Annotated in this window: 27 protein-coding genes; 23 read left to right on the top strand and 4 right to left on the bottom strand. The window is 67.3% G+C overall.

Annotated features, from left to right (window positions below):
- The first annotated feature begins 120 nt into the window (after positions 1-120).
- Complete coding sequence (smc, locus tag QNN98_RS15410) at positions 121-3,759, top strand: chromosome segregation protein SMC (RefSeq protein WP_283998262.1); 3,639 nt, start codon at positions 121-123, stop codon at positions 3,757-3,759.
- Here the strand turns inward: smc and QNN98_RS15405 are convergent.
- Together QNN98_RS15405 and QNN98_RS15400 are read right to left on the bottom strand one after the other, a co-directional pair.
- Positions 3,756-4,487 carry a glutamine amidotransferase gene (locus QNN98_RS15405; RefSeq protein WP_283998260.1) on the bottom strand — a complete coding sequence of 244 codons (732 nt, stop codon included), beginning with the start codon at positions 4,485-4,487 and terminating at the stop codon, positions 3,756-3,758. The two genes, smc and QNN98_RS15405, sit on opposite strands and share 4 nt — an antisense overlap.
- A complete protein-coding gene (locus QNN98_RS15400; RefSeq protein ID WP_283998258.1) occupies positions 4,484-5,713 on the bottom strand; it encodes an MFS transporter in 1,230 nt (409 codons plus the stop codon). The genes QNN98_RS15405 and QNN98_RS15400 overlap by 4 nt, the downstream gene beginning before the upstream one ends.
- 62 nt (positions 5,714-5,775) lie before the next feature.
- On the opposite strand from QNN98_RS15400, the gene ftsY reads away from it, so the two are divergent.
- From ftsY to QNN98_RS15385, 3 genes are all read left to right on the top strand, one after another.
- A complete protein-coding gene (gene ftsY / locus QNN98_RS15395) occupies positions 5,776-6,963 on the top strand; it encodes a signal recognition particle-docking protein FtsY (RefSeq protein WP_227926079.1) in 1,188 nt (395 codons plus the stop codon).
- Between the two features lie 210 nt (positions 6,964-7,173).
- Positions 7,174-8,469 (top strand): ammonium transporter, encoded by a 1,296-nt coding sequence (locus tag QNN98_RS15390; RefSeq protein WP_227926080.1) that lies wholly within the window; start codon positions 7,174-7,176, stop codon positions 8,467-8,469.
- Positions 8,466-8,804 (top strand): P-II family nitrogen regulator, encoded by a 339-nt coding sequence (locus QNN98_RS15385; protein ID WP_227911708.1) that lies wholly within the window; start codon positions 8,466-8,468, stop codon positions 8,802-8,804. The genes QNN98_RS15390 and QNN98_RS15385 overlap by 4 nt, the downstream gene beginning before the upstream one ends.
- 7 nt (positions 8,805-8,811) lie before the next feature.
- Here the strand turns inward: QNN98_RS15385 and QNN98_RS15380 are convergent, their stop codons facing one another.
- The gene (locus QNN98_RS15380; RefSeq protein WP_283998254.1) at positions 8,812-10,209 is read right to left on the bottom strand and encodes a glucose-6-phosphate dehydrogenase; all 1,398 of its coding nucleotides are present in this window, start codon (positions 10,207-10,209) and stop codon (positions 8,812-8,814) included.
- Between the two features lie 130 nt (positions 10,210-10,339).
- Between QNN98_RS15380 and ffh the strand changes: the two genes are divergently transcribed.
- From ffh to QNN98_RS15305, 15 genes are all read left to right on the top strand, one after another.
- Positions 10,340-11,923, top strand: coding sequence for a signal recognition particle protein (ffh, locus tag QNN98_RS15375; RefSeq protein ID WP_283998253.1), 1,584 nt, complete (start codon positions 10,340-10,342; stop codon positions 11,921-11,923).
- A gap of 122 nt (positions 11,924-12,045) precedes the next feature.
- On the top strand, positions 12,046-12,618 hold the full coding sequence (locus QNN98_RS15370; protein ID WP_283998251.1) for an NUDIX domain-containing protein: 573 nt from the start codon (positions 12,046-12,048) through the stop codon (positions 12,616-12,618).
- 8 nt (positions 12,619-12,626) lie between these two features.
- Positions 12,627-13,328, top strand: coding sequence for an alpha/beta fold hydrolase (locus tag QNN98_RS15365; protein WP_283998249.1), 702 nt, complete (start codon positions 12,627-12,629; stop codon positions 13,326-13,328).
- The gene (locus QNN98_RS15360) at positions 13,328-13,867 is read left to right on the top strand and encodes a GNAT family N-acetyltransferase (protein ID WP_283998247.1); all 540 of its coding nucleotides are present in this window, start codon (positions 13,328-13,330) and stop codon (positions 13,865-13,867) included. The genes QNN98_RS15365 and QNN98_RS15360 overlap by 1 nt, the downstream gene beginning before the upstream one ends.
- Entirely contained in the window at positions 13,864-14,205 is a 342-nt protein-coding gene (locus tag QNN98_RS15355) for a GrpB family protein (RefSeq protein ID WP_283998245.1), read from the top strand. Before QNN98_RS15360 ends, QNN98_RS15355 begins: the two co-directional genes overlap by 4 nt.
- Positions 14,206-14,249: 44 nt before the next feature.
- Entirely contained in the window at positions 14,250-15,131 is an 882-nt protein-coding gene (locus tag QNN98_RS15350; RefSeq protein WP_283998244.1) for a VOC family protein, read from the top strand.
- Between the two features lie 206 nt (positions 15,132-15,337).
- Positions 15,338-15,745, top strand: a complete 408-nt coding sequence (gene rpsP / locus QNN98_RS15345) for a 30S ribosomal protein S16 (RefSeq protein ID WP_283998242.1) — start codon at positions 15,338-15,340, stop codon at positions 15,743-15,745.
- A gap of 1 nt (position 15,746) precedes the next feature.
- Positions 15,747-15,989: an RNA-binding protein gene (locus QNN98_RS15340; RefSeq protein ID WP_227911701.1), complete on the top strand. Its 243-nt coding sequence runs from the start codon at positions 15,747-15,749 to the stop codon at positions 15,987-15,989.
- A gap of 169 nt (positions 15,990-16,158) precedes the next feature.
- Positions 16,159-16,740 carry a ribosome maturation factor RimM gene (gene rimM / locus QNN98_RS15335; RefSeq protein WP_229958807.1) on the top strand — a complete coding sequence of 194 codons (582 nt, stop codon included), beginning with the start codon at positions 16,159-16,161 and terminating at the stop codon, positions 16,738-16,740.
- Positions 16,741-17,520, top strand: a complete 780-nt coding sequence (gene trmD / locus QNN98_RS15330; RefSeq protein WP_283998239.1) for a tRNA (guanosine(37)-N1)-methyltransferase TrmD — start codon at positions 16,741-16,743, stop codon at positions 17,518-17,520.
- Between the two features lie 252 nt (positions 17,521-17,772).
- Positions 17,773-18,132: a 50S ribosomal protein L19 gene (rplS, locus tag QNN98_RS15325; RefSeq protein ID WP_227911698.1), complete on the top strand. Its 360-nt coding sequence runs from the start codon at positions 17,773-17,775 to the stop codon at positions 18,130-18,132.
- A gap of 5 nt (positions 18,133-18,137) precedes the next feature.
- Positions 18,138-18,848: a signal peptidase I gene (gene lepB, locus QNN98_RS15320; RefSeq protein WP_227911697.1), complete on the top strand. Its 711-nt coding sequence runs from the start codon at positions 18,138-18,140 to the stop codon at positions 18,846-18,848.
- An 11-nt stretch (positions 18,849-18,859) separates the two neighbouring features.
- Positions 18,860-19,630, top strand: a complete 771-nt coding sequence (lepB, locus tag QNN98_RS15315) for a signal peptidase I (RefSeq protein WP_502864779.1) — start codon at positions 18,860-18,862, stop codon at positions 19,628-19,630.
- Positions 19,627-20,427, top strand: a complete 801-nt coding sequence (rnhB, locus tag QNN98_RS15310) for a ribonuclease HII (protein WP_283998236.1) — start codon at positions 19,627-19,629, stop codon at positions 20,425-20,427. Before lepB (QNN98_RS15315) ends, rnhB begins: the two co-directional genes overlap by 4 nt.
- Positions 20,424-20,744 carry a DUF2469 domain-containing protein gene (locus QNN98_RS15305; protein ID WP_227901490.1) on the top strand — a complete coding sequence of 107 codons (321 nt, stop codon included), beginning with the start codon at positions 20,424-20,426 and terminating at the stop codon, positions 20,742-20,744. The genes rnhB and QNN98_RS15305 overlap by 4 nt, the downstream gene beginning before the upstream one ends.
- Before the next feature lie 3 nt (positions 20,745-20,747).
- Here the strand turns inward: QNN98_RS15305 and QNN98_RS15300 are convergent, their stop codons facing one another.
- Entirely contained in the window at positions 20,748-21,338 is a 591-nt protein-coding gene (locus QNN98_RS15300; RefSeq protein WP_283998234.1) for a GNAT family N-acetyltransferase, read from the bottom strand.
- A gap of 41 nt (positions 21,339-21,379) precedes the next feature.
- Between QNN98_RS15300 and QNN98_RS15295 the strand changes: the two genes are divergently transcribed.
- The 4 genes from QNN98_RS15295 (at position 21,380) to QNN98_RS15280 (ending at position 24,341) form a co-directional block, all read left to right on the top strand.
- On the top strand, positions 21,380-21,979 hold the full coding sequence (locus tag QNN98_RS15295; RefSeq protein WP_229958813.1) for a 2'-5' RNA ligase family protein: 600 nt from the start codon (positions 21,380-21,382) through the stop codon (positions 21,977-21,979).
- Positions 21,980-22,014: 35 nt separating this feature from the next.
- Positions 22,015-23,058 carry a hypothetical protein gene (locus QNN98_RS15290; protein ID WP_283998231.1) on the top strand — a complete coding sequence of 348 codons (1,044 nt, stop codon included), beginning with the start codon at positions 22,015-22,017 and terminating at the stop codon, positions 23,056-23,058.
- Positions 23,059-23,161: 103 nt separating this feature from the next.
- Complete coding sequence (locus QNN98_RS15285) at positions 23,162-23,518, top strand: YraN family protein (protein ID WP_227911692.1); 357 nt, start codon at positions 23,162-23,164, stop codon at positions 23,516-23,518.
- A 52-nt stretch (positions 23,519-23,570) separates the two neighbouring features.
- Positions 23,571-24,341, top strand: a complete 771-nt coding sequence (locus tag QNN98_RS15280; protein WP_283998228.1) for an STM3941 family protein — start codon at positions 23,571-23,573, stop codon at positions 24,339-24,341.
- The last annotated feature ends 78 nt before the right edge of the window (positions 24,342-24,419 follow it).

Here is a 24,419-nt window from a genome sequence, read left to right as displayed (position 1 = left end):
TACTTTCCGGCGCGGCGAATCAGCAGGGAAATGCCGGATTACGCTCTCCGAGTAGAGCGGAATTTTGACGCTAACCGCGTAGATTTAGGGAATCAACCCCGGCAGGAAAGATTAACCCCCGTGCACCTGAAAACCCTGACCATGCGAGGATTCAAGTCCTTCGCATCGGCCACCACCTTCGAGTTCGAACCCGGCGTCACCGCCGTGGTGGGCCCCAACGGGTCCGGGAAGTCCAACGTGGTGGACGCCCTGGCCTGGGTGATGGGCGAACAGGGAGCCAAGACACTGCGCGGCGGGAAGATGGAGGACGTCATCTTCGCCGGCACCTCCGGCCGGGCGCCGCTGGGCCGGGCCCAGGTGTCCCTGACCATCGACAACGCCGACGGCGCCCTGCCGATCGAATACTCCGAAGTCACCATTTCCCGCACGCTCTTCCGGGCCGGCGGCTCCGAGTACGCCATCAACGGCAGCCCCTGCCGGCTCCTGGACATCCAGGAACTGCTCTCGGACTCGGGGCTGGGCCGTGAGATGCATGTCATAGTGGGCCAGGGCCAGCTCGACAAGGTGCTGCATGCCACTCCAGAGGAGCGCCGCGGTTTCATTGAGGAAGCCGCCGGCATCCTCAAGCACCGCCGGCGCAAGGAGAAAACCCTCCGCAAGCTGGATGCCATGGCCGCGAACCTGGCCCGCGTCACCGACCTCACGGCCGAACTGCGCCGCCAGTTGGGGCCGCTGGGCAAGCAGGCCGCCGTCGCCCGCCGCGCCAAGACGGTGCAGCAGGACGTCCGGGACGCCCGCTCCCGGCTGCTCGCCGATGACCTGGCCACCCTCACTGCTGCCTACGAGAAGGAAGCCGCAGACGAATCCGCCCTCAAGGCCCGCCGCGTGGCGGTGGAAGCCGCCGTCGCCGCAAGCCGGGAACGCCAGGCCGAGCTGGAGGCGCTGGCAGCCCGGGCAGCTCCGGAACTGAATGCGGCACGGGACACCTGGTACGAGCTGTCCTCCCTGCAGGAGAGGTTCCGTTCCCTTGCCGCCCTCGCTGCCGAACGTGCCCGGCTGCTGGGGACGGCTGAACCCGTTGCCGGCACCGGCCGGGACCCTGAACAGCTGCAGGCCTCGGCGGACCGGGTGCGCGCCGAAGCCGCCGCCCTGGAAGCGGACATCGAGGACCTGCGGGTCCGGCTGGAAGACGCCGTGGAGATCCGCGAAGCGGCTGAAGAGGACGCAACCGCCGAAGAGCGGCGCTACGCAGCCCTGCTCCGGGCCGCAGCGGACCGGCGTGAAGGGCAGGCGCGGCTGGCCGGCCAGGTGGAAGCAGCCCGCTCCCGCCTGGCCTCCGCCCGCGCCGAGGCCGGACGCCTGCGGACTTCCATCGCGGCAGCCGAAGAGCGGCGCGCCAAAGCGCAGGAAGCCTTTGGCCGGCTGGAAGGAACCGCTGCCGGTGGCGAGGCCGGGGAAGCGGACCTCGATGCAGAGTTCGAAGCGGCGCAGGCAGACCTCGACGACGCAGCGGCGGCCCTGCAGCAGGTGCAGGTTGCCGAGCGTGAAGCCGTCCGCGAGACGGAAACCCTGACAGCGCGCCGCGAAGCGCTCGCCGTCGGACTGGACCGCCGTGACGGCAGCACAGCGCTGCGGGACGCCGGGCTGCCCGGGGTGCTGGCACCTTTGTCGATCAGTGTTAAGCCCGGCTTTGAACGCACCGTTGCCGCTGCCCTCGGCACAGCTGCCGAGGCCGTGGCCGTAGCGGACCTCGACGCCGCCGTCCGGGCGCTGCAGTACCTCAAGGACACGGGGGAGGGGCAGACGGATCTGCTTCTTGCCGGGTCCGGTCCCGCCGGGGAAAACGCTCCGGGCGCCGTGGTCCCGGCAAGGCAGGCCGTGCTGCCTCCCGGCGCCGTGCCGGTGCTGTCCCTGATCAGTGCCGAGGACCAGGTGCAGGCGGCCCTGAATGTCCTGCTGGCTGACGCCGTAGCGGTGGATAGCCTGTCGGCTGCCGCCGTCCTGCTCTCTGCGGATCCCGCTGCCCGGGTCATTACCGCCGACGGCGACGTGCTGAGTGCCTACAGTGCCCGGGGCGGCTCGGCCACGGCCCCCGGCCTGCTCGAAATCCAGGCTGCGGTGGATGAAACTGACGCCCGGCTGCAGGCTGCACGCATCAGGGCGGAGGAAGCAGGGGCAGGGATCGGGTCCGCCGCCGCCCGGGTGGCTGCAGCGCGAACCCGTGCAGAGGCCGCGCTGGCCGCCCTGCATGAATCCGACGCACGGCTGGCAGCCACCGCCGAACAGTTGGGCACCTTGGGCTCAGCCGTGCGTGCTGCAGCCGGAGAAGCCGAGCGACTGGCCGGACTGGTGGCTGCAGCGGACGCCAACGCCGCCGCGGAAGAAGAAAAGCTCGCGGCAGTGACCGAACGTTTGGCGGCGGCAGGAGAGGACAACGCCACCGAGGAAGAACCCTCCCACGGACAGCGGGATGCGCTGGCGCTCGCAGCCTCCGCCGCACGTCAGGCGGAAATGGACGCCCGCCTGGGCCTGCGCTCGGCCGAAGAGCAGCTCAAGGCAGTTGCCGGGCGTGCCGAGGCGCTGGAACGCTCCGCCGTCGCCGAGCGGCGGGCACGGGAAGCCGCAGCGGAGCGGGCCCGCCGCCGCGCAGTGCAGCGGGAACGCGCCGTTGCCGTGGCGGCTGGCGCGGATGCGGTGCTGGCGCACCTGCAGGTGTCCCTGGTGCTGGCCGCCGCGGAACGGGACCGGGCCGAAGAATCCCGGGCGGCCCGCGAAACCGAACTGGCAGCAGTCCGCAGCGCCAACAACGACGCCGCCGCAGAGCTGGCACGGCTCACCGACTCCGTACACCGGGACGAGCTGGCCAGGGCCCAGCAGAGGCTGCGGATCGAGACGCTCGAGGCCCGGGCGCTGGAGGAGCTGGGCATGACGGCCGAGCACCTGGTGGCCAACTTCGGACCGGACCAGCCGGTTCCGGTGCCGGCCGATGCTGCGGAGGGGAAGGGTGCGGACAAGTGGGCCGCCCTGCACACCCCCGTGGACGAGGACGGCAACCCCCTGATGGAGGGCATCCCGTACGTCCGGGCCGAGCAGGAAAAACGCCTGAAGCGCGCTGAACGCGATCTGGCCGCACTGGGCAAGGTGAACCCGCTGGCACTGGAGGAGTTCGCGGCGCTGGAGGAACGCCACCAGTTCCTTTCCACCCAGCTGGAAGACCTCAAAGCCACCCGCAAGGACCTGCTGGACATCATTGCCGACGTTGACCGCCGGGTGGAGGAAGTGTTTACGGCCGCCTACCGGGACACCGCCGAGCAGTTCACGCATGTGTTCGCGCGGCTGTTTCCCGGCGGCGAAGGCCGGCTGGTGCTCACCGACCCGGACAACATGCTCACCACCGGCATTGAGGTCCATGCCCGTCCTGCGGGGAAGAAAATCAAGCGGCTGTCCCTGCTCTCCGGCGGGGAACGGTCCCTGACCGCCGTCGCGCTCCTGGTGGCAATCTTCAAGGCCCGGCCCTCGCCGTTCTACGTGATGGACGAGGTGGAGGCAGCCTTGGATGACACGAACCTGGGCCGGCTGATCACCATCTTCGAGGAACTGCGCGAGTCCAGCCAGCTCATTGTGATCACGCACCAGAAACGCACCATGGAGGTGGCGGACGCACTGTACGGGGTGACTATGCGCGGCGACGGCGTGTCCACCGTGATCAGCCAGCGCATCGAGCGCGGGACGCCCGGGCAGGACGGGGATAACCCCTAGCGGGCGTACCGTGCGGTGAAGTTCGCCAGGATGCGCGGCGGCACGTGTACTGCCGAGTCCCGCACGGCATCCATCACGGTCTCTGCTTCCTCCGGCGGGAAATATCCTGCGTTCCGGTACACCGAGATCCGCGTCAGCAGCCCGGCCACGTCCAGCTCGGGATGGAACTGGGTGGCGTACAGGTTGGTCCGGACCCGGAACATCTGCACCGGGCACGTGGCCGAGCCGGCAAGGTTAACCGCGTTCGGAGGCAGCTGCGCCACCGCCTCCTTGTGGCCGACATAGGCCGCGAAGGTCTCCGGGATGCCCTCCAGCAAGGGATCCGCCCGGCCGGCCGGCGTCAGCGCAATCTCCACCGGCCCCACGGGCTCGCCGTACGTGCGGTCCACCACGGCGCCCTGGTGCCGGCCCAAGGTGCCCACGCCGTAGCAGGCGCCGAAGAACGGGAAGTCCCGCCCCGCAACCTCGTCCAGCAGCGCGGCCATCTCGGCCTCGACCCGCAGCTGCACGGCGGACTTGGACTCTTCCGGATCACTGGAATTGAACGGGCCGCCGCCCACAATCACACCGCTGTAGTCAGCCAGGTCCACCGGCGGCAGAGGGCCGGACTCCAGGCGTACCCGGTGCAGCTGCTCCTCGCCCAGCCCGCCGAAGCGCAGGAAGGAGGCATATTCCTCATCGGCGGCGTCGTCTTCGGCCCGGGTGGCCAGGAGCAGGAAAGGCTTCATTCCTCGATGGTAGTGCTGGCCGGGGCCGCTTTCCGGGCGGGCAGGGTTTCCCGCGCGGCCAGCCACGCCACGAAGCCCAGCGCCATAATGCCCCCGGTCACTCCGAACGCCCAGGAGTAGCCCAGGCGGTCCGCCAGCATACCGGCCAGCACGGGGCCGGCAATGGCACCGGTGTCGCTGGCCATCTGGAAGGTGGCCAGCACCTTGCCGCCGCTGCGCCCGTTGCCGATGATGTCGCCCACGGCGGCCTGCTGGGCGGGGTTCAGCAGGCCGGTGCCCATGCCGGCTATGGCGGAAATGATCAGGAATTCCGGAACGCTGGAGCTGAAGCCGATCAGTGCGGTGGCCACCGCGTTAATGGCCAGTCCGAGCAGGATCATCGGCCGGCGCCCCCAGCTGTCGGCCAGCCGGCCGGAGAAGGTCAGTACGACGGCGGTGCCCGCAGCGAAGGCGGTCAGCGATATGCCGGCCACTTCCGGGCCCGCGGACAGGGCCGCGGCCGCGAACAGCGGCACCAGCGCGTTGCGGACGCCGAAGGAAGACCACCCGTTGGCGAAGGATGAGGCAAGGGCGCCCCGGTAGGCGGAGTCCTTCAGCGCTTCCCGGACCGTGAGCACCGGCAGCTTCGGGGCGGCACTCTCCTCGGCACCGGCCACCGGACGGGTGTCTTTGAGCCGCAGGAACACCACGCCGGCGGCCAGGACCAGGGCGGCGGCATAGACCAGGAACGGGATCCGCAGCCCGAAACCGGCCAGCAGCCCGCCGAGCAGCGGCCCGCCGATGTTGCCCAGCAGGAAGGACGAGGCGTAGGCGCTGGAGACCCGGCCGCGGACCTCCGGGGGAGCGAGCCTGATGATCAGGGCCATCGCGGAGATAGTGAACATGGTGGACCCGATACCGCCCAGGCCACGGAAGACCAGCAGCTGCCAATAGGACTGCGCGAAGGCACACGCGGCGGTGGACAGGGCCACGATCAGCAGCCCGGCGATATAGACCGGGCGTTCGCCGAGTTTTTCCAGCAGCACCCCGCCGGCCGGCGCGAACACCAGCCGGGTGAACGCGAACGCGCTGACGATCACCGAGGACGCGGTCACGCCGACGTCGAAACTCAGGGCAAACTGCGGAAGGACCGGGGCCACCAGGCCAAAGCCGAGGGCAATGACGAAGGCAGCGGCGATCAGGACTTGGATTTCCTGCGGGATTTGGATTCGGGGAGTGCGCACCATGATAAGGCGATTCTCTCAGATTCCCGGGGAGTCAAAGAGCCGTCTGTGAGAAGCTTGGAAGCGTGAATGAGACCCTATCGATAGTGATCTACGTCCTTGTCGCCTTGGCTGTGGTCGGCTCTGTCGCTGCGCTGCTGGTACGGACCCGGCGCACGCCCAAGAGCATGTACCCCACCCGCCGCGACGCCAACGACCCGGTCACCGGATCCGGTGCCGGCACCGACACGCTTGAGGCACCGCCGGGGGAGACCGGCGTCGTTGTTCCCGATGACCTGCGCGGCCTGGAGGAAGCTCCCGCCCCGGAAGCTCCGGGCCTCGAGACGCCCGAACCCGTCCAGGGCCGCCTGGCCCGCCTCCGCGCCCGCCTGGCCAAATCCAACAACGCGCTGGGCAAGGCGCTGCTGGCGCTGCTTTCCAGCGACCGTATTGACGAAGACGTATGGGATGAAATCGAAGAAACCCTGCTCCTCGCGGACCTCGGCACCGAACCCACCATGGAACTGGTGGACGCCCTGCGCGCACGCGTCAAGGTTTCCGGCAGCCAGGACCCGCAGGAAGTCCACGCAATGCTGCGCGAGGAACTGATCAAACTGGTGGATCCGTCCATGGACCGCTCGCTGGCTGTTACCCGGCACGCCGAGACCCCCGCCGTCGTGATGGTGGTGGGCGTCAACGGCGTCGGCAAGACCACCACGGTGGGCAAGCTGGCCCGCGTCCTGGTGGCCGAAGACAAGGACGTGGTGCTGGGCGCCGCGGATACCTTCCGTGCAGCCGCCGCCGAGCAGCTGGCCACCTGGGGCCAGCGCGTGGGCGTGCCCACCGTGCGTTCCGAGATTGACGGCGCCGACCCGGCGTCGGTGGCGTTTGAAGCGGTCAAGGCCGGCATCGACGGCGAAGCGGACGTGGTCCTGATCGACACGGCCGGGCGCCTGCAGAACAAGGTCGGCCTGATGGATGAGCTCGGCAAGGTCAAGCGGGTCATCGAAAAGCAGGCCGCCGTGGACGAGGTCCTGCTGGTGCTGGACGCCACCACGGGCCAGAACGGCCTGACCCAGGCGAAGGTCTTCGCCGACGTGGTCAACATTTCCGGCATTGTGCTGACCAAGCTGGACGGCACCGCCAAGGGCGGAATCGTCGTCGCCATCCAGCGCACCCTGGGTGTGCCGGTGAAGCTCGTGGGACTGGGTGAAGGCGCGGACGACCTCGCCCCGTTCGAAGCCGAAAGCTTCGTGGACGCCCTGCTGGGCTAGTACCCGCCGCAGCTCAAAGCCCCGTCTCCCGGCAAGGGAGGCGGGGCTTTTGCGTACCCGGAAACGCAATGGAAACCTCCCCGTCACCGCCCTTTTACCGGACCTGCGTGTTTGTAACCTCCCGGCAACACCCCCACGCCCGGCCGGAAATCTGGCCCCGGCAAAGTTCATGGTGCGGGAGATGCCCGCCAAACGCGAAGGGACGTGAAGATGGATCTGTCAGCAGGTCACGTCTGGGTAATGGTTTCGGCAGCTCTGGTGCTGCTTATGACACCGGGGGTGGCGTTCTTCTACGGCGGCATGACCCGCGCCAAGGCCGCTCTGAACATGATGATGATGAGCTTTGTATCCATCGGACTCATCGGTGTGGTCTGGGTGCTCTGGGGCTTCTCCATGACCGGCGGGGACGGCATCGCCGGACTGTTCGGCAACCCCTTCACCTCCTTCGGCCTGGAAGACATCCTGGGCAGCGAAGACCTCATCACCGCCGGATACGGGGCAACGTTTGCCATCATCACCGTGGCCCTGATCAGCGGGGCCGTTGCGGACCGCACCAAGTTCGGTGCATGGGCGGTCTTCGTCCCGATCTGGGTGACCCTGGTCTACTGCCCGCTGGCCTTTATGGTCTGGGGCGGCGGACTGCTCGGCGCCGACGGCGCGGTGGGTTCCGTGGTGGGCGAGGCCATCGACTTCGCCGGCGGCACCGTGGTCCACATCAACGCCGGCGCGGCCGGACTGGTCCTGGCCCTGATCATCGGCAAGCGCAAGGGCTTCGGCAAGGACCCCAGCCAGCGTCCGCACAACATCCCCTTCGTGATGCTGGGCGCCACCCTGCTCTGGTTCGGCTGGTTCGGATTCAACGGCGGCGCCGCCGGTACTGCTGAAGAGGCGGGCCTCATCTGGATCAACACGCTCGCCGCCCCCGCCGCCGCCATGCTCGGCTGGCTGCTGACCGAACGGATCCGCGACGGCCGGGCCACCTCGCTGGGAGCCGCTTCCGGCGTCGTCGCCGGCCTGGTGGCCATCACCCCGGCCTGCGCCAACGTCAGCCCGCTGGCCGCGGTGGGACTGGGTGTGGTTGCCGGTGTCCTTTCCGCCCTGGCGATCGGCCTGAAGTACCGGTTCGGCTATGACGACTCCCTCGACGTCGTAGGCGTCCATCTGGTAGCCGGGCTCGTGGGCACCCTCGCCTTGGGCTTCATCGCCCTGCCGGCCGACGGCGCCGGCGGCGGCCTGTTCTACGGCGGCGGTCTCGGGCAGCTCGGCGCGCAGTTGGCCGCAGCCCTGATCACCATCGTCTTCTCGGCCGTGGTGACCCTGGTCATTGGCCTGGCGATCCACAAGACCATGGGCTTCCGGATCTCCGAAGAAGACGAGATCAACGGCGTGGACCTGAGCGAACACGCCGAAACGGCCTACGAATTCGACGGGCTCGGCACGGGCGGCGCCTTCACGCCCTTCCCGGATACGGCACGCACCACCACCAAGGAGACGGTCAACTCATGAAACTCGTAACCGCTATTGTCCGGCCCGAGAAGCTCGACGCCGTCCGGGGCAGCCTGGAAAGCTACGGGGTGCAGGGACTAACCGTCAGTTCCGCGAACGGCTACGGCCGCCAGCGCGGGCACACCGAGGTCTACCGGGGCGCGGAGTACACCGTGGACCTGCTGCCCAAGGTGCGGGTGGAGGTGCTGGTGGCCAATGAATGGGTCAATGACATTGTGGATGTGCTGGTCTCCACCGCCAACACCGGCCGGGCCGGCGACGGCAAGGTGTGGGTGGTCAACGTGGAAGAGGCGCTGCGGGTGCGTACCGGCGAACGCGGGGACAGTGCACTCTAGCTGCTCCCTACAGGTCCGCCCGGCTGGTATTCCAGCCGGGCGGTCCCTGTGTTCCGGCAGGGTAGGACTCCATCGGAACCTCGTTGGAGGCCCATGCCTGCAGCACCGGATCCACGATCCGCCAGCACTCAGCGGCTATGTCGGCACGGACCGAAAGCAACGGATCGCCGTTGAGCACCGATTCGATCACCTCGCCGTACGGGGTCAGGTGCGACACGTGGGTGGGTCCCTTCAAGCCCGTGCGTTCAAGCCGGAACACGCTCTGCGGTCCGTTGATGTTCAGTTCCAGCTCAATTTCCGCCGGGCCGAAGGAAATCCGCAGCCGCGAGGGCAGGTCGGTGATCCCCGTGAACCCCTCCGGCAGGTGGCTGACCGGCCGGAACGTCACCAGCACCTCCTTGCGGGCACGGCTCATGGCCTTGCCGGAGCGGAGGATAAACGGAACCCCGGCCCAGCGGTCATTGTTGATCCGGATGTCCACCTCGGCCAGGGTCTCGGTGCCGCGGGAGGGATCAACACCGGGGGAGTCCGCATAAGACTCGATCTCCCGTCCGTCCACGCTGCCGGCGGTGTACCGGGCACGGCGGCTGGCGGCCGGGTCGGCGACGGAGGCGCGCAGGGTAGCCGCCACCAGATCGCGCAGGTCGCGCTCGCCGAGGGTGGCCGGTGCCTCGATGGCCATAAACGCCATGATGTGAAGCAGGTGGCTCTGGATCATGTCCTTCAGGGCTCCGGCGGAGTCGTAGTACTTCGCCCGCCCTTCCAAGCCCAGCTGCTCGTCGAAAACGATCTCCATCTTCTCGATGTGCAGGTTGCTCCACGCCGGTTCCAGCAGCCGGTTGGTGAACCGCAGGCCCAGGATGTCCATGACCGTGGTCATGCCCAGGAAGTGGTCCACCCGAAATATATCCTCTTCGGGAACCAGCCGGGCGAGGGCCTCGTTCAAAGCAACGGCGGACGCCTGATCGCTGCCGAAAGGCTTTTCCAGCACCAGCCGGGTGTCCGGCGGCAGGTCGCCGGCCTGCAATTTCCCCACGGCCTGCACCGCCAGGGCAGGAGGCAGCGCGAAATAGACGGCCAGGGGAGGCTCCAGGTCCCGGATCCGATCTGCCAGCTCGGCGCCCTTGGACAGGTCCAGCTGCAGGTACCGGCCGCGTTCCACCGTGTCGGCCAGATACTCGGCGGCGGATTCATCGGCAGCTTCGGAGGCTTGGGCGAAGCATGCCCGCATGCGGTCCTGCCACTGCTCCCGGGTCCATTCCCGGGACCCGGACCCGATAACGGTCAGCCCGGGCGCGCGTCCGCGGCTGACTACCCGGGCAAGGCCGGGCAGCAGCAGGCGCTCGGCAAGGTCTCCGGTGCCGCCAAGGATGAGAAGGGTCCGCACACGCTGGGGATCGGCCATGACTCCAGCGTCCCACCGCCGCCGCCGCGGAGGTAGGGCAGGGGAGGCAAATAGGCGGAGCGGCTTGGTACCCTTAACAGCTGGGCCTGGCAAACAAGGCGAAGAAACTGACGAAAGAAGTGCGCGGCACGTGTTTAATTCACTGTCTGACCGGTTGACTTCAACCTTCAAAAACCTGCGCGGCAAGGGCCGGCTCACCGAGGCCGACGTCGACGCCACCGTGCGCGAGATCCGCCGCGCCCTCCTGGACGCCGACGTCGCCGTTCCCGTGGTGCGTGCGTTCACCGCCACTGTCAAGGAACGTGCCCTCGGGTCCGAAGTTTCCCAGGCCCTGAATCCGGGCCAGCAGGTCGTAAAGATCGTCAACGAAGAGCTCAAAGCTATCCTCGGCGGCGAAACGCGGCGCCTGCGCCTGGCGAAGAACCCGCCCACGGTCATTATGCTCGCAGGCCTCCAGGGTGCCGGTAAGACCACCCTCGCCGGCAAGCTTTCCAAGCACCTGAAGTCCCAGGGCCACAGCCCGCTGCTGGTCGCAGCGGACCTGCAGCGGCCCAACGCCGTCCGCCAGCTCCAGGTCAACGGCGAACGCGCCGGCGTGCCGGTCTACGCACCGCACCCCGGTGTATCCTCCGAGTTCGAGGCCGCCACCGGTGATCCCGTAGCCGTGGCCCGGCAGGGCATCCAGGAAGCCCGCACCAAGCTGCACGACGTCGTTATCGTAGACACCGCCGGCCGCCTGGGCGTGGACGCCGAACTGATGCAGCAGGCCGCGGACATCCGCGCCGCCATCAACCCGGACGAAGTCCTCTTCGTGATTGACGCCATGATCGGCCAGGACGCCGTGAACACGGCCCAGGCCTTCAACGAGGGCGTGAACTTCACCGGCGTCGTCCTGACCAAGCTCGACGGCGATGCCCGCGGCGGTGCCGCGCTGTCCGTGGCCTCGGTGACCGGCAAGCCGATCATGTTCGCCTCCACCGGCGAGGCCCTGACGGACTTCGAGATCTTCCACCCGGACCGCATGGCCAGCCGCATCCTGGACCTCGGCGACGTCCTGACGCTCATCGAGCAGGCGGAGCAGAGCTGGGACAAGGATGAAGCCAACCGGATGGCGAAGAAGTTCGCCGACCAGGAAGACTTCACCCTGGACGACTTCCTCGCCCAGATGCAGCAGATCCGCAAAATGGGTTCCATGAAGAAGATGCTCATGATGATGCCCGGTGCCGCCGGCATGCGTGAGCAGCTGGAGAACTTCGACGAACGCGAGATCGACCGGGTCGAAGCCATTGTCCGCTCCATGACTCCGCACGAGCGCGTGGCCCCGAAGATCATCAACGGCTCCCGCCGCGCCCGCATTGCCCGCGGCTCCGGCGTGCACGTCTCCGAGGTCAATGGCCTGCTGGAACGTTTTGTCCAGGCACAGAAGATGATGAAGAAGATGGCTGCCGGCGGGGGCATCCCCGGCATGCCGGGGATGGCAGGCCCCGGCGGCTTCGGCGGTGCCCGCAAGAAGCAGCAGGCAGCCAAGGGGAAAAAGAAGGCCAAGTCCGGCAACCCGGCCAAGGCCGCCCAGGAACGGGCGGAAGCAGAGGCCCGGCGTGCCGGCGCCCGTACCGCCATGCCGACCGGCAGCGCCTTCGGCGGCCAGGATGCGGACTTCGACCCCTCGTCGCTGAACCTGCCCAAGGGCTTCGATAAGTTCCTGGGCAAGTAGGAATACCTGCTGCGCAGCACACAACGCCGGACCACTTGTCCGGCGTTGTGTGTTTAATGGCGTGTGCGTGCCTGAAACGGCGCAATCGCGGAAGCAGGGGCCACCACAGGAAGGGGGGCGGCATGGCGGCACAGGGGCTGAGCGGCTTTTACGGGTCGGTCTTCCGGCGCAGCATCACGGTCCAGGTCCTGATCCGCACCCGTGACCACCGCGTGCTGTTGCTGCGCAACGGCAACGCCTGGGAGCTGCCCGGCGGTGTGGTCAAGGGCGGGGAAGATCCGCGCTCCGCTGCCCGCCGCGTTGCCCGCGCAACGCTGGACCCCGGGTCCGACGTCGGCCGTGTCCTGGTCCTCGACTACGTGCAGGGCTCCCAGAGACAGGGACAGGCGCAGGGGCAGGGACAGGGCGACTCCATCGCCTTCCTGTTCGACGGAGGTGTGCTGTCCACCTCTGTCTCGGCGTTCACCGGAGCCGGCGGGGAGCGGGAAGCACGCTTTGTTCCCCTGATGGATTGGAGCGGGGGGACGGACGAGGGGCACGGCCGGCGGTGGGGGGCCGCGGTGGAGGCCCTGGAGCTGGGCACCGTGGTGGAGCTGGTCAACGGGGAGCCGGCATCCGCCGGTCCGGTGCCTGCACCCCTGCCCCGCAGGATGATGCCGCCGCTGGAGGGTTTCTCCGGAATTCTTGGACATTAGGAGTGGATTTGCCTCGGGAACGAGTGGTGTTTGTGCACGGCGCCGGCAGTTTCGGTGCTGCCGCCTGGCCGCGGCAGCACGGGCTTGCCCTGGACTATGACTGCCTGTTCCTTCGACGCCACGGCTACGACGCCGTCGCCGAACCGCTGCCGCCCGATCTGGAGACCGATATTGCCATCATCCGGGAAGCGCTCGGCGGACGCGGACATCTGGTGGCGCATTCGGCCGGTGCGGTTCCGGCCATGCTGGCGGCTCTGCGCGACCCGGCGGGGGTGTCCTCCCTGGTCCTGTGCGAACCGGCCGTCTTCTCCCTCACCCGTGACCTGCCCGCCACGACGGCGCACCGCGAGCTGCTGCAGCCCCTTTTCGACGCGGCGCCCGGCCTGTCGGACGCGCAATACCAGCGTGAATTTGTCCGCCGGGTCTTCGCGGCCGAAGCAGCGGCAGCCCCGGACGAGGCCGGCCTCCGCTCGGCCGCCCGCCTGCGCCTGCAACAGCCGCCCTGGGATGCTCCGCTGGACATTGTTCCGGGCGTTCCCACACTCGTCCTTACGGGCGGGTGGGAACCTTTGTACGAGGAAGTGGCGGATTTCCTGGTATCCACCGGCGCCGAACACCGGCAGGTTGGCGGGAACCACCGCCCGCAGGACACGGACTCCGGAGCACAGGCCATCCGGGAGTTCCTCGCCCGCCGGCACGGGGAGAGCTGATGGTGAGAGCGTTAATCCGTAGCGCGGAGCCGGAGGACCTTCCCTTCCTGCCTGCGCTGGAATCGGCCTCCGATGCCCTCTTGGACGGAGCGTCTGGACTGCGGGATGCAGCCACGGCGCTGCCGCCCGCGGCGACGCTGCCGGAGTTCGCCGCTGCCCGCCGCATCCTGGTGGCAGGCCGGCCGCCCGTCGGCTTCGCCCGGCTGGAGGAAGCCGACGGCGAGGCCCATCTGGAGCAGCTGTCGGTCCATCCCGATGCCGCCGGCGCCGGACTCGGCCGCACCCTGGTGAAGGCCGCCCTCGGCTGGGCACGGGAGCAGGGGTATGCCTCCATGACGCTCTGCACGTTTGCCGACGTGCCGTTCAACGCACCGTTCTATGCCAGTTGCGGGTTCGAAGTGGTGGTTGATCCCGAGGGTGGATTGGCGGGCCTGCGGCACCACGAAAAGCTGCTCGGCCTGGACTCCCTGGGCAAACGGGTGGCGATGCGGGCGTGGCTGGGACAGCCGCTGCCGCGTGATGGCATGATGCCCTCATGAGCGAGCAGCAACCCGTGGTCCTGGTTCCGAGCAGGTATTCCGAGTGGGTAGCCATGCCGGCGGAGATGGCAGTGCGCATCCGCAGGCAGGTGCCGGATGCGCAGGTCGAACACATCGGTTCCACCTCGGTGCCGGATCTGCCGGCCAAGGACGTGGTGGACCTCCTCGTCGGCGTGCGCCGCGTTGTTTTCCGCGACCTGCTCCGCCATGACCCCCAGGCCCGTGCCCGGTATCTGGCTGCCAAGCAATCTGCGGCCGGGAGCGCCGGCGGCTGGGATGACTACACACAGTCGAAGACGCCGGTGGTCGCCGAACTGCTGGCCGGGCTGGCGGACTGAGAACCCCGGCTCGCATTAGATGAACCTTCAAGTAAGCTATTTACATGAATCTTCAAGTAAATGACCGGCTGCCCGCCAACCTATCCATGGGCACGGTGATGCTTAAGGTCGGCGATCTCGCCACGGTCTCCGCCTATTACCGCGGGGCCTTGGGCCTGGATGTGATCGCGGAAGCGGACGGAGGGCTGTATCTGGGCCGCGGCGCTGTGCCGGTGGTGCATCTGGCCCCGGCGCCGGGCCTGCAGGTCGCCTCCCGCGGGGAGGCGGGGCTGTTTCACACCGCCATTCTTTTCGAAGACCGGGCGGCACTGGCCGCGGCCGTCGCTTCGGCGGCGCAGTATGACCCCACGGCATTCGCAGGGTCGGCGGACCATCTGGTCAGCGAAGCCTTTTACTTCACCGACCCGGAAGGCAACGGCATCGAACTGTATTACGACAGGCCCCGTGAGGGGTGGGAGTGGGAAAACACCGCCGCCGGCCGGGAAGTGAAGATGGCTTCGCTGGCCCTGTCCCCGCAGGCCTACCTCCGGGAACACCTGACCGAAGCGGCACTGGACGGACTGCGGGGCTCCGCGGCCGCCGTCGGGCACGTCCACCTGCAGGTGGGGGACACGGCAACTGCCGAAGCCTTCTACGTTTCCACACTCGGCTTTGAGCGGACCGCCGGGTTCCATGGGCAGGCGCTGTTCGTTTCCGCCGGCGGCTACCACCATCACATGGCCATGAATGTGTGGAACAGCCGAGGCGCCGGGCCGCGCCGCGACACCTTGGGATTGGGGGAGGTGCTGATCAGCGTCCCGTCCGCGGACGACGTCGCAGGGCTGGCCGACCGCCTGAAGACTGCGGGCGTTGCCAGCCACCACACGGGTGCCGAACTGGTCTTCGAGGATCCGTGGCGCAACCGGCTGCGGGTCGCCGCGGGTTGACCGGGACCGCCGGGGAACCGCTTTGGGCCCGCCGGCGCCGTGAGTCGCAAAACGAGGAACCATCTGGCACAATGGTCAGGTACTCGATCTGCGCGGCCCCTCTCTCCGTGCATGCATCTTGTCCTTTTGAACCCTAACGTTATGGCCCGCCCCACGGGAGCAGAAGTACGGGTTCGCCCCATTTCAGATCAGGAGTGACCACAAAAGTGGCCGTAAAGATTCGCCTTAAGCGCCTTGGCAAGAAGTTCTCAGCACACTACCGCGTTGTTGTCATGGATTCCCGTGCCAAGCGCGATGGCCGTGCCATCGAGGAAATCGGACTGTACCGTCCGACCGAGGACCCGTCGTACATCGACATCAAGTCCGACCGCGCCCAGTACTGGCTCGGCGTCGGCGCCCAGCCGTCCGAGCAGGTCGCAGCACTGCTGAAGATCACCGGTGACTGGCAGAAGTTCAAGAACATCGATGGCCAGGAAGGTACCCTGCGTACCAAGGCCCCGAAGGAAGCCTTCGTGGCTCCCGAAAAGAAGTCCGTGATTGTCTCCGAGGCAATCACCCCCAAGGCCAAGAAGGAGGAAGCTCCCGAGGCTTCCGCCGAGGCTGAGGCTGAGTAAATTGCTCGCTGAAGCACTGGAGCACCTCGTGCGCGGAATCGTTGACAACCCTGAGGATGTCAACGTTTCCGCCAAGAGCAACCGCCGTGGGGAAACCCTCGAGGTTCGGGTTCACCAGGAAGATCTGGGCCGGGTCATCGGCCGGCAGGGACGGACGGCCCGCGCACTGCGCACGGTCATCGCCGCCCTTGCCAATGGTGAGCAGGTCCGGGTTGACGTTGTGGACACCGACCGGCGCCGCTGATAATCAACGGCGCAGCGGAAGCGGACAGTTCTTCCTTGCAGTACCAGCAGTAAAAGCAGTACACAGGATCCGGCCCCGACACCAGATAATGGTGCAGGGGCCGGATTTTTTGTGAGGCGGGTTCCCGCCCCACCATCCCAGGCGAGACAACCCCGACAGAGGAGATTCCATGCAGTTACAGGTGGCACGCATCGGCAAGCCGCACGGCATCCGCGGCGAAGTGACCGTCCAGGTGCTGACCGACGCGCCCGCGGACCGCTTTGTCCCCGGCACCGAACTCACCGTGGAGCCGGCCTCCAAGGGGCCGCTGACAGTGATCAGTGCCCGCTGGAACAAAGACATCCTGCTGCTCGGTTTTGAGGAAGTAGAGGACCGCAACGGCGCCGAGGAACTACGCGGCGTCAAGCTGTTCATCGATACCGAAACCGCCGACGAAGATGACGACGACGAAGGCTGGTATGAGCACGAACTGGTGGGCCTGAAGGCGCGGGTGGGCAACGACGTCGTTGGCACCGTCAGCGGGCTGCGGACCCTTACGGTCCAGGACCTGCTGGTGGTCGAAGACACCAACGGCGCGGAAATCCTGGTGCCGTTCGTTGAGGCCATCGTCCCTGAAGTGAACGTCGAAGGCGGCTACGTGCTGCTCACTCCGCCCGAGGGTCTCTTCGAGCTGAACAAGCCCGAAGACAAGAAGCCCGAAGACAAGAAGCCCGAAGCCGGCGCGGCCGACACGAAGGAAGCCGGACAGTAAGTGCGTATCGACGTCGTCAGTATCTTCCCGGAGTACCTCGCCGCCCTTGAGCTGTCCCTCATCGGCAAGGCCCGGCAGGACGGACTGCTGGACCTGTCCGTGCATGACCTGCGGGACTTCACCACCGACCGGCACCGCACCGTGGATGACACCCCCTACGGCGGGGGAGCGGGAATGGTAATGAAGCCCGAACCCTGGGCGGCGGCGCTGGAATCGGTTGCCGGCGACGGCGACGAACGCCCCGTCCTGATTGTTCCTTCGCCGGCGGGCGCGGTGTTCACCCAGGCCATGGCCTACGAGCTGGCTGAGGAGAAGCACCTGGTCTTCGCCTGCGGCCGCTACGAAGGAATCGACGAACGGGTCCTGGAATGGGCCGGGGAACACTTCGACGTGCGTCCCGTCAGCCTGGGCGACTATGTGCTCAACGGCGGGGAAGTGGCTGTGCTGGCCATGGTGGAAGCCGTGGGCCGGCTGGTGCCCGGCGTCGTCGGCAACCCCGAGTCGCTGGTGGAGGAATCCCATTCCGACGGGCTCCTGGAATACCCGGTTTACACCAAGCCGTCCGACTGGCGGAACCGGCCCGTCCCCGAAGTCCTGCTCAGCGGCAACCACGGGAAAATCGCCCGTTTCCGGCGGGACGAGCAGCTGCGCCGCACCGCGGCCCGCCGCCCGGACCTGATCGAAAAGTTCGACGCCGCTGCCCTGGACAAAGCGGACCTGGCCACCCTGGCCGCCCTGGGGTACGAAGTGCGCGGCGGCCGGATCCTTCCTCCGGCCTGACGCCCCGCCCGATCCGCTCCAGCTGATTGGTGGTGCCGGGTCGGATATGGCAAAATAAAGCATTGTGCCATCTGGGTCCGTACCTGCCACAGGGGGAACGCGGCCAACAGCCAGGCACGCCGGCAGCCCAACTTCGGGTTCCTGCCGGTCCTTTACCTTCGACAGCATCCGTGCGGCCCCGGTTTCGGGACGCATTCTTGCTGCCGTTACCAAAGTGGATGACCTGTGGCGTCCACCAGGAGTGATAAACAAATGCACATCCTAGATTCTGTTGACGCAGGCTCCCTGCGTACGGACATCCCCGAGTTCCGCGCCGGTGACACGGTCAAGGTTCACGTAAACATCATCGAAGGCAAGAACACCCGTGTTCAGGTCTTCCAGGGCTTCGTGCTCAAGCGCCAGGGCGACGGCCTCCGCGCGACCTTCACGGTCCGCAAGGTCAGCTTCGGCGTCGGCGTGGAGCGTACCTTCCCGGTACACTCCCCGGTCATCGACAAGATCGAGGTTGTATCCAAGGGCGACGTCCGCCGCGCCAAGCTGTACTACATGCGCGACCTGCGCGGCAAGGCAGCCAAGATCAAGGAAAAGCGCGACTTCCGTCCCGCCAAGTAATTTACTTGTCTGCAGCATCCGCCTCCGGGGACCCCTCCGCGAAGCACACAGAACGCCGGCCCCGGATTGCGGGCTGGCGTTTTGTGCTATGTGCTCTCGCTGCGGCGGTCATCCTCGCCGCCCTTGTCCGGGCCTTCCTGTTTGACGTTTTCTACATCCCCTCGGATTCCATGCAGCCGCTGCTCGAACCCGGAGACCGTGTGCTGGTGTCCCGGATCGCGTATGCGTCGGAGGACATCCGCCGCGGCGACGTCGTGGTCTTTGACGGCCGCGGCTCGCTGGCACCCCTGCACAGTGGACGTCCCGCACTTGAAGAGGCGGCCGTCACCGTGGCCCGCTGGGTGGGCCTGGCCGGCAGCGACACCGTGTACGTGAAGCGGGTGGTCGGTGTGGCGGGGGACCGGGTCAGCTGCTGCAGTGACTCAGATCCCCGAATCACCGTTAACGGAACTCCGGTGGATGAGCCGTACGTTTATGAAGGTGACGCCCCCAGCGAGCAGCCGTTCGACGTCGTCGTTCCCGAGGGCCGCCTGTGGGTCCTGGGGGACCACCGCTCCGTTTCGGCGGATTCCCGTTCGCTGTTGGGGGCACCGGGCGGCGGGCTGATCTCCACCGAAAGGGTGATTGGGCAGGCCCAGCGGATTCTTTGGCCGCTTGGACGCAGTACCAATATTGACCGGCTATCCTTAGGAGCCGAGTGGACAACGGAGAAATAAGAGGAAACGCAATGTCGCAGCAACCGGACCAGTCCCCCGACGGGACGCCCGGCTCCGGGGAGCAGCGGGACCACGCCGCCCACGCCATGGCACCCAAGCAGAAGAAGCGGGGGCTCGGGGCGTGGCTGCGGGAAGTGCTGACCATCGTGGTGATAGCCCTGGTGCTTTCCTTCCTGATCAAGACCTTCCTTTTCCGGGCGTTCTATATCCCCTCGGGGTCCATGGAAGAGACGCTGGAGATCAATGACCGGATCTTCGTCAACCTGCTGGTGCCGCAGCCGATAGACCTGAACCGCGGCGACGTGGTGGTGTTCAAGGACACCAAGGGCTGGCTGCCGCAAACAGCTGAAAAGCCGGCGAATCCGGTGCGCGAGGCGCTCACCTTTGTGGGGCTGCTCCCGGATGAATCCCAGCAGCACCTGGTCAAGCGGGTCATCGGCACCGAAGGCGACCACGTGGTGTGCTGCGATGCGGACGGCAAGATCACCGTCAACGGCGAAGCCCTGGACGAGCCGTACCTTTACCCCGGCGCCACTGCCTCTGACATTCCCTTCGATGTCGTTGTCCCTGAAGGCAAGGTCTGGGTGATGGGGGACCACCGCAACGCCTCCGCCGATTCGCGCGAGCACCAGGCCGGTGAGGGCGGCGGCTTCGTCGATGTAGGGGACATTGAGGGCAAGGCCGTAGTGACCGCTTGGCCGCTGAACCGGATCGGCGGAGTCAGCAGCTATTCCGAGGTCTTCGAAAACGTCCCGGAACCCGAAGGAAGCAGCAGCAAGTGAGCACTGCCGTAAGAGCTTCCGCGGCGTCCAAGGCACCCACCCTGCGTTTTGAGCGGACCTTCGCCGCGCAGGGGCACCAAATCCTTGCCGGCTGCGACGAGGTGGGGCGTGGTGCCCTTGCTGGCCCGGTGTCGGTGGGGCTGGTGGCCGTTGACCTGGCCACGGTGCGTTCCCTGAAAGGCGTCAGGGACAGCAAACTGCTCTCCGTGGCGGACCGGAACGCCCTGGTGCCCCAGATCAAGAAATGGGCGCTGGCCTGGGGCGTCGGACACGCTACCGCTGCGGAGATCGACCTGTTTGGGCTCACGGCAGCGCTGCGGCTCGCGGGAACGCGGGCCTGGGATCAGGTGTGCCTCACCCGGCGGCCCGACGTCGTGCTTTTGGACGGCAATTACAACTGGCTTTCCCCCGAGCGGCAGGGAAGTCTCTTCGACGGTCTGGAGGCACCTGCCGGCGTCGGCGGTCCCGCGGCGCTGGCCCCAGGCGAGGGCTGCGACGCGGAAGTCCACACCAGGATCAAGGCAGATATGCAGTGCCTGAGCGTAGCGGCTGCCAGCGTCCTGGCGAAAGTGGAACGCGACGCCATGATGGTAGAGTTTGCCGCTGCTAACCCGCACTACGCGTGGGAGATCAATAAGGGCTATGCCACCGAGTCGCACCGTGCGGCCATCGATACCCATGGACCTACGCCGCTGCACCGCATGTCCTGGCATCTGGGCTCCAAGCCGAGGCCCGGGGAAACGGCGGCGGTGCCGGGGGACGACCTAAGCCCAGTTGGGGGGATGATAGGAACATGAGCGCCGAAGACCTTGAGAACTATGAAACGGACATGGAGCTCCAGCTGTACCGGGAGTACCGCGACGTTGTCGGTCTCTTCAGCTACGTGGTGGAAACCGAACGGCGGTTCTACCTGGCCAACCATGTGGACCTCCAGGCCCGCTCCGCCGACGGCGAGATCTACTTCGACCTGACGCTCCAGGACGCCTGGGTATGGGATGTCTACCGCTCCGCCAGGTTTGTGAAGAGCGTCCGCGTGATCACGTTCAAGGACGTCAATGTGGAGGAACTGACCCGCAACGATGACCTCACACTGCCCAAGGCGGACGAACTCTAGGCGTTACTCCACGCCCGCCGGCACGGACGGCAGCCGCCGTGCTGTGTCTGCCCAGCTGGCCGCCGGCTCCCTCGAATCACCGTTGGCCAGGGTGGAAATCCAGCCTTCAACCATCTTGCCGCGGTGGTTTAGCAGATAGGGAACGGCTATCGGTGCCGGAAATCCGCAGCGCCAGACCGTTTTGTAGCTGCCGGCGTTTCCGGCGTTCGCGCTCCAAGTCACCACGTCCCAGCCCAGCTCATCGAAGGCGTGGCCGAGTACCAGCCGCACGGCGCGGGACATCAGGCCGCGGCCGCGGAATTCGCGTGACGTGACGAAGCCCAGGTTGCCCGAGTTCGCACCCTGGAAGCGCAGGTCAATGGTCCCGGCGTAGCTTCCCCCGGTTTCCAACGCCCAGGACACGGCATTTTCCTGCGGCACCGAAATGCCCGCAAGATACTCCCGCGCCATCTCCGGCGTATAGTCCAGCGGGACCGTGGTCCACTTGATTGTGAGCGGGTCCAGGCACCGGGCGTAGACGGCGTCGAGGTCGGCAGGAGTATGCGGGCGCAGCGCCAGCGGGCCGTCGACCAGCCGGGGGATTTCAAAAACCATCCCCACATCCTAGGCACGGCGGACCGGTCTAGACTGCTGACATGCCCGAGCACCGCACCGGCTTTGATGCCAACCGGCGGCTGTATGCCCAGATGCAGCCCGACGCTGGCTCGCTGGCGCATCTGCTCGCCCTGCGGGATTCCCTAACCTCGGGTGCGCCGCGCGGGACCCGTCCGGTGCCGCGCGGCCAGCTGCACTTGACACTCATCCATTTCGGTAAAGTGCTTGACGTGCACCGGGTCATCAGTGCGGCCACGGGCATCAGCCTGCCTGACTACGGGCAGCTGCTGGCGGGATACATCGAGCGGACAGAGGCCCTCCTGCCCGAGGACTCCTTCCGGCTGCAGCCCGTGCACCTGACCGGATTCGGCGCGCACGGACGGACCCTCGTGGCGGAATACGCTCCCACCCCGCAGCTTGCCGCGCTGCACGCAGCCCTGCTGACAGAGCTGACCGGGTTCCTGGCCGCCTGCGGGATTGGGGACACTGCCGGGTTCATGGCGGGCGACCCGAACTTCATGTTCGCGCAGACGCTGCGCCCGCACATCACCCTTGCCCGCGGATACGCGGGGGAGCCGCCGGCGCTGCCGCTGGCGCCGGTAACGCTTACACCCATGCCGGTGGTCTACCCCGGGCACTGACCGCGTGCTGACGCGTGCTGTGCGAGGATGGCCGCGTGAATACCGATCAGCTGCTCGCCGGACCCAGGGGCCGCCGGCTGTGCCTGTCCCTCGCCGCGGAACTGGACCCGCGTATCCGCATGGCCGTCTTCAACCTGGGCTATGAGCTTGACCCGGGCAAGGGGGTTTCGGTTGTCCGGTTCGGAACGGCTACCGACGCCGGGGGAGCCACCGACCTTCCGGCCGCTTCGCCGGAGGAGCTGGGTGCGCTTCTTGCTGCCGTGGACGTGCCGGATCTGGACGAGATGCCGGTGCTAGCTGCCCTGGACGCAGCCGTGGCCACAGCCAGGTACTGGCAGGCACCGGACGGTGAGGACGTCCTGGCAGCGCTGCCGGTCATCCGGGAAGCGCTGCGTCCCGTGGCGGACCGGGTCAGGGCGTCACCGGGAGCGGGCTGGTGGGAGCAGCCCCGTGCCCGGGAACAGTGGGCCGTCGACTGGCGGGATCCGGATGCTCCCGCACCGTTGGGGCAGGACCTGCGCACGGTGCTTGCGGAGTGGGCACGGAACACACGTGCCGAGGAGCTCAGAGCGTTGGAAAGTTTCCGCTACGCCTCCGGTTCCTGGTGGTCGATCCCCGTTGGCCTCCTCGGCACGATCAGAGCGCTCCCCGTCGGATTGGACTTGGTGGAGGACGCCCCGGGGTGGCGGGAGGCCACCGCGATTCCGGTTCGAGGGGACGGCCGGACCTACGAAATCCGTACCGCGGACGACTGGGCGCAGCTGTGCCGTGCGTTCCCGCTGGAGGTCACGGCCTCCCGCCGGCGCGACTGGTTCCAGGTCACCGGCAGGGACGGCCGGTGGGTGATCCCGGACTGGGAACGCGTGGGCACGCAATGGGATGCCGTCCACCTCACGGTCCTGGGATATCTGGCCTGTGCCGGCCGGGCACTGACCGTGGACAGCGACACGGCATCGGTGATTGCCGGTTGGGACCCGGACCGGACGATCTGGCTCACCGACGTCGTACGCGAGACCGGCGGACAGCGGCAGTCGTGGCACCGTTCCCAGCCTGGTGATGCCTGGCGGGAGCAGGCCTAGTCCTCTCCTCCCCAACGCCGCCTTCAGCGGCCGCGTCCGCCCGGGACTGCACACGGCGAATGAACCGCGGCAGGGCTGTGCCCGCCGGCGCAAGGATGGCGACATGAAAGCCAAAGACATCCTGGGCAGCCGCGGCGAGGAGCTGGCGGCCCAATACCTGGCCGCCGCAGGAATGACCATCGTCGACCGGAACTGGCGCTGCCCCGAAGGAGAGATCGACCTGGTGGCCGTGGACGGCGCCACCCTGGTGGTGGTGGAGGTCAAGACCCGGTCATCCCTTGCCTACGGGCACCCGTTTGAAGCCATTACCCCGGCGAAACTCGCCCGGTTGCATGGTCTGTCCGCGGCTTGGGTGCGCGAACACGGACGGTATTTTGCGCACCGCCGGATCGATGCGGTGGCAGTGCTCGACGACGGCACGGGGCGGCCGCTTGTAGAGCACCTGCAGGCAGTGGGCTGATACCGCCCGGCGCCGTCGTATGATGAGCCCCGGCACTTAGGGGGACGGCGGGATGAAAGACATCGTAAACAGCGGACGGGAAGACCATGGGCTGGAAGCGGAAGCGGACAGGGGATTGGGCCCCGGCTTGAGACCCACTTTGTGTCCCGGTTTGGAGCCCTTGACCTTTTCGGTTTCGAAGATCCGGGTTCTCGGACTGGGCCTCATGGCGCTGTTGTTCGCCGCGGGATGCGCGGCGTTGGTAGTGCATGGCTTCACCGGCCATCACCATCACGGCAGCGGCCGCGTTGGCGGCAGCTTGGCAGAGGTGGTGGCAGGCTTGATCGGTGTGGCCTTCTTCGGCGGGGGCGCTTTTTTCTTCGTTTGGAAGAAACTGCGGGAGCCGGAACTGCTGACGCTCACCGAGCAGGGCATCATGGTGGCGTCGGGAGGCTTCATCCCCTGGGATAACTTCGCCGCCGTCGGCATCGGCCGGACCATGGGCGGCCCGGGCGGTGCCAAGATCATCGGAATTCGGGTGAAATCGCAGGAGCGCCTGGTCGCGACCATGTCCCCGGGCGATATCCGCGCGGTGCAGGGGGTAGCCAAGGCGGGCAGATTATTTGGCCGGATCATGCCTGGCAGGGGATTGCGCGGGCAAAGGGAAGCCTTGGGCGCTTTGCGCTCCATGCCCCAGCACGGCCCGGTGGCCACTTTCCAGTGGACGCGCGATGTGTCCGGCTGGGATGTGAGCTGGTCCCCGCTGGTATTCAATCGCCGCAGTGCCACCGTGGTGCGGATCATTGAGGATTACCACCGGGCAGTGTTGAAGCTCCGTCCCTAGCCCAGGGCCTTTTCCTCCACAGACCCGGGATTCCTGTTCCCGTTGCTGCGCCGTCCACATCCGTGGGGCGGGGGCGGG

This window comes from Arthrobacter sp. zg-Y1143, from assembly GCF_030125565.1.
In the GTDB taxonomy this organism is placed as follows: domain Bacteria; phylum Actinomycetota; class Actinomycetes; order Actinomycetales; family Micrococcaceae; genus Arthrobacter_B.
This window is presented reverse-complemented; position numbering and strand designations above follow the sequence as displayed.

Bases quoted from the DNA above. Each gene is read 5' to 3' on its own strand.
- QNN98_RS15405 (WP_283998260.1), bottom strand. From the start codon at position 4,487: ATGAAGCCTTTCCTGCTCCTGGCCACCCGGGCCGAAGACGACGCCGCC.
- QNN98_RS15400 (WP_283998258.1), bottom strand. From the start codon at position 5,713: ATGGTGCGCACTCCCCGAATCCAAATCCCGCAGGAAATCCAAGTCCTG.
- QNN98_RS15390 (WP_227926080.1), top strand. From the start codon at position 7,174: ATGGATCTGTCAGCAGGTCACGTCTGGGTAATGGTTTCGGCAGCTCTG.
- QNN98_RS15385 (WP_227911708.1), top strand. From the start codon at position 8,466: ATGAAACTCGTAACCGCTATTGTCCGGCCCGAGAAGCTCGACGCCGTC.
- QNN98_RS15380 (WP_283998254.1), bottom strand. From the start codon at position 10,209: ATGGCCGATCCCCAGCGTGTGCGGACCCTTCTCATCCTTGGCGGCACC.
- QNN98_RS15370 (WP_283998251.1), top strand. From the start codon at position 12,046: ATGGCGGCACAGGGGCTGAGCGGCTTTTACGGGTCGGTCTTCCGGCGC.
- QNN98_RS15360 (WP_283998247.1), top strand. From the start codon at position 13,328: ATGGTGAGAGCGTTAATCCGTAGCGCGGAGCCGGAGGACCTTCCCTTC.
- QNN98_RS15355 (WP_283998245.1), top strand. From the start codon at position 13,864: ATGAGCGAGCAGCAACCCGTGGTCCTGGTTCCGAGCAGGTATTCCGAG.
- QNN98_RS15350 (WP_283998244.1), top strand. From the start codon at position 14,250: ATGAATCTTCAAGTAAATGACCGGCTGCCCGCCAACCTATCCATGGGC.
- rimM (WP_229958807.1), top strand. From the start codon at position 16,159: ATGCAGTTACAGGTGGCACGCATCGGCAAGCCGCACGGCATCCGCGGC.
- rplS (WP_227911698.1), top strand. From the start codon at position 17,773: ATGCACATCCTAGATTCTGTTGACGCAGGCTCCCTGCGTACGGACATC.
- lepB (WP_502864779.1), top strand. From the start codon at position 18,860: ATGTCGCAGCAACCGGACCAGTCCCCCGACGGGACGCCCGGCTCCGGG.
- QNN98_RS15305 (WP_227901490.1), top strand. From the start codon at position 20,424: ATGAGCGCCGAAGACCTTGAGAACTATGAAACGGACATGGAGCTCCAG.
- QNN98_RS15300 (WP_283998234.1), bottom strand. From the start codon at position 21,338: ATGGTTTTTGAAATCCCCCGGCTGGTCGACGGCCCGCTGGCGCTGCGC.
- QNN98_RS15295 (WP_229958813.1), top strand. From the start codon at position 21,380: ATGCCCGAGCACCGCACCGGCTTTGATGCCAACCGGCGGCTGTATGCC.
- QNN98_RS15285 (WP_227911692.1), top strand. From the start codon at position 23,162: ATGAAAGCCAAAGACATCCTGGGCAGCCGCGGCGAGGAGCTGGCGGCC.
- QNN98_RS15280 (WP_283998228.1), top strand. From the start codon at position 23,571: ATGAAAGACATCGTAAACAGCGGACGGGAAGACCATGGGCTGGAAGCG.